The organism is Albidovulum sediminicola (assembly GCF_025751575.1).
Classification (GTDB): Bacteria; Pseudomonadota; Alphaproteobacteria; order Rhodobacterales; family Rhodobacteraceae; genus Albidovulum; species Albidovulum sediminicola.
This window is the reverse complement of record NZ_JAOWLA010000047.1, coordinates 1-3,013: the sequence shown is the minus strand read 5'-3', so window position 1 is coordinate 3,013 and position 3,013 is coordinate 1. Positions and strand designations below refer to the sequence as shown.

Annotated in this window: 2 protein-coding genes; both read left to right on the top strand. The window is 68.4% G+C overall.

All coding sequences use genetic code 11. The features are described 5' to 3' along the window. Positions 1-215: NAD(P)-dependent oxidoreductase (locus OE647_RS19935; protein ID WP_318527979.1), on the top strand; the 215-nt coding region annotated here is incomplete at its 5' end. A 3-nt stretch (positions 216-218) separates the two neighbouring features. Then, entirely contained in the window at positions 219-2,882 is a 2,664-nt protein-coding gene (locus OE647_RS19930) for a phosphoenolpyruvate carboxylase (RefSeq protein WP_263723518.1), read from the top strand. Positions 2,883-3,013 lie beyond the last annotated feature (131 nt).

The window sequence follows — 3,013 nt, the reverse complement described above, 5'->3', positions numbered from 1 at the left end:
AGGCCCTCTGGTTCAACACCATCGGCGGCGCAGCCCTCGACGTCTTCGAACGCGAACCAGAGGTCCACAACGACCTCCTCGGCGCAGACAACCTCGTCATGCTCCCCCACCTCGGTTCCGCAACACGGCAAACACGCGAAGACATGGGATTCCGCGTCCTCCAAAACCTCAACGACTTCTTCCAGGGAAAAACCCCAAAAGACAGGGTGGCATAGACCATGGACCGAGCCGCGCGACTTTCCGATACCAGCGTTCCCCCTACGGCGGACTACGCGGCCGCCCTGAGGGAGGATCTGCGCCGCCTCTGGCTGAACGTGGTCGAGCGGCGCGCGCCCCATATCGCCGGCTGGGCCGAGGATGCCACCTCGGCACTTCCGGCCGAAGAGGATGCGATCCCCTGCCTGCAAGCGGTCAGCATCTGGTTCCAGCTGAGCCGGATCATCGAGGAAAACGCCGCCGTGCGTGACCGCCGGCGCGCCGAGGCGCGCGATGGCGCAGGTGCTGTCGAGGGCAGCTTTGCCCGCGCCGTCGCGGGGCTTGAGCCGGAGATGACAGCCGCGCAGTTCGAGGCGATGACCGGCCAGCTTTCGGTCGGCCCGACCCTGACGGCGCATCCGACCGAGGCCAAGCGCGTCACCGTGCTGGAAATCCACCGCCGCATCTACCGCCTGCTGGTCGCCCTCGAAACCCAGCGCTGGACCCCGCGCGAACGCGAGGACCTGATGCTGGACATCGAAAGCGAGATCGACCTGCTGTGGATGACCGGGGAGCTGCGGCTCGAACGGCCGAGCCTCAAGGACGAGATCGAGTGGGGGCTGCAATTCTTCCGCGACAGTATCTATGACGCCGTCCCGCAGCTGTTCCAGCGCTTCATCGCGGCATCAAAGGACCGCTTCGGCGAGGCCGCGGAGGTCACGCCCTGCATCCGCTTCCATTCCTGGATCGGGGGCGACCGCGACGGCAACCCCAACGTGACCACCGCCGCCACGCGCGATGCGCTGCGGCGCAGCCGCGCGGCGATCCTGGAGCGTTACCGGACGGAACTGCGCGCGGCCGCGGCCCGGATCAGCATCACCTCGCGCATCGTCGCGGTGCCGGCGGCGCATGCCGACGCGGTCCGCATCATCGCCGGCCGCTCCGCGCATGCCGCCGACCTTGCCGCGCGCAATCCCGGCGAACTTTTCCGCCAGGCCCTGACCTCGATGGCCGAGCGGCTCGAGGCGACCGAGGCGGGACAGGCTGAAGGCTACGCCACCCCCGGCCGTTTCGCCGCCGACCTGCGTGTGCTGGATGCCGCCCTTTCGGCGATAGGTGCCGATCGCATCGCCGAACGCTTCCTGCGCCCGATCCGTTGGCAGGCCGAGACCTTCGGCTTCCGCACCACGACGCTCGACATCCGCCAGAACTCGACCGTCACAACCGCCGCCCTGACCGAGATCTGGGCGCTGAGTGGTGCCGCCCCCGCCTATGGCACGCCGGAATGGTCGGCGCGCCTGCGCCGGGAACTGGGGCTCGCGGACCTAACCTACGCCGATCGCGCCCGGCTTTCCGCCGATACGGTGGAACTGCTGGATCTGCTTTCGCTGATGCGCGAGGCGCGGGTGTCCGATGACCCGGACTCCGTCGGGCCCTTCATCCTGTCAATGACCCGGTCGAGCGATGACATCCTGGGCGTCTACCTGATCGCGCGCTACGCGGGCTTCGGCGCCGAGACGCTGGATCTGCGGGTCGTGCCGCTCTTCGAGACGATCGAGGATCTGCGGCGCGCGCCCGAGGTGTTCGACGACCTCCTGGCGGTGCCGCTGGCACGCCGCAGCCTGCGCGAACGCGGCGGCACGATCGAGGTGATGCTGGGCTATTCGGACAGCAACAAGGACGGCGGCTTCGTCTGCTCGACCTGGGAACTGGACAAGGCTCAGCGTCGCATCAGCCGGACGCTTGCGCGCCACGATCTGCGGCCGGTGTTCTTCCATGGCCGCGGCGGTTCGGTCAGCCGGGGCGGCGCGCCCGCCGGCCGGGCCATCGCCGCGCAACCGCTCGGCACCGTGCATGGCCGCCTGAGGCTCACCGAGCAGGGCGAGGTCGTGTCCTCGAACTACGCCAACCGCGGCACCGCGCTCAATCACCTGGAACTGCTGGCCTCCTCCGTCATGACGCATATGCAGACGCGGGCGCAGGAAGCGGCGAACCCGGAACATGGCGACGCGCTCGATGCGCTGGCGGGTGTATCGCAGACGGCCTATGCCAACCTGCTGCAGACCCCGGGCTTCATCGACTACTTCCAGCAGGCGAGTCCTGTCGAGGAACTTGCGATGCTGAAGATCGGCTCGCGTCCCGCCCGCCGCTTCGGCGCGCGGAGCCTCTCCGACCTGCGGGCGATCCCTTGGGTTTTCGCCTGGTCGCAGAACCGCCACCTCGTGACCGGGTGGTACGGGTTCGGCACGGCGATCGCCTCCTTCCGGCAGGTGCGGGGCGCCGAGGGCGACCGGCTTCTGGCCGAGATGTTCGAGCGCCACCAACTCTTCCGGCTGATGGTGGACGAGGTCGAGAAATCGCTGCTGTTGAGCGACATGGACATCGCCCGGCACTATGCCGGCCTGGTGGCGGACGCCCAGGTGCGTGAGCGCGTCCTGGGGCTGGTGGAGGGCGAACACGACCGCTCCGCCGCGGCCGTCTGCTTCCTGACCGGCAGCGCCACGACCGGGGGGCGCTTCCCCCTGATGCGCGACCGGATCGAACGGATCCGCCCGCAACTTGACCGGATCAACCGGCTACAGGTTGATCTTCTGGCCCGCTTCCGCGCGACGCCGTCCGACCGGGCGCCGGTCGCGCTCATGCAATCCATGAATGCCATAGCAGCCGGCCTCGGCTGGACCGGCTAGATAAAGGAGACGCCGATGACTGCCCCGCACCGCGACGCTGGATTTTTCACTGAGAGTCTTTCGAGCCGGGACCCTGAGCTTTTCGGGTCGATCCGGTCCGAGCTTGGGCGTCAGCGCGACGAGATCGAGCT

Coding starts and splice junctions, on each gene's coding strand:
- OE647_RS19930 (WP_263723518.1), top strand. CDS start 219: ATGGACCGAGCCGCGCGACTTTCCGATACCAGCGTTCCCCCTACGGCG.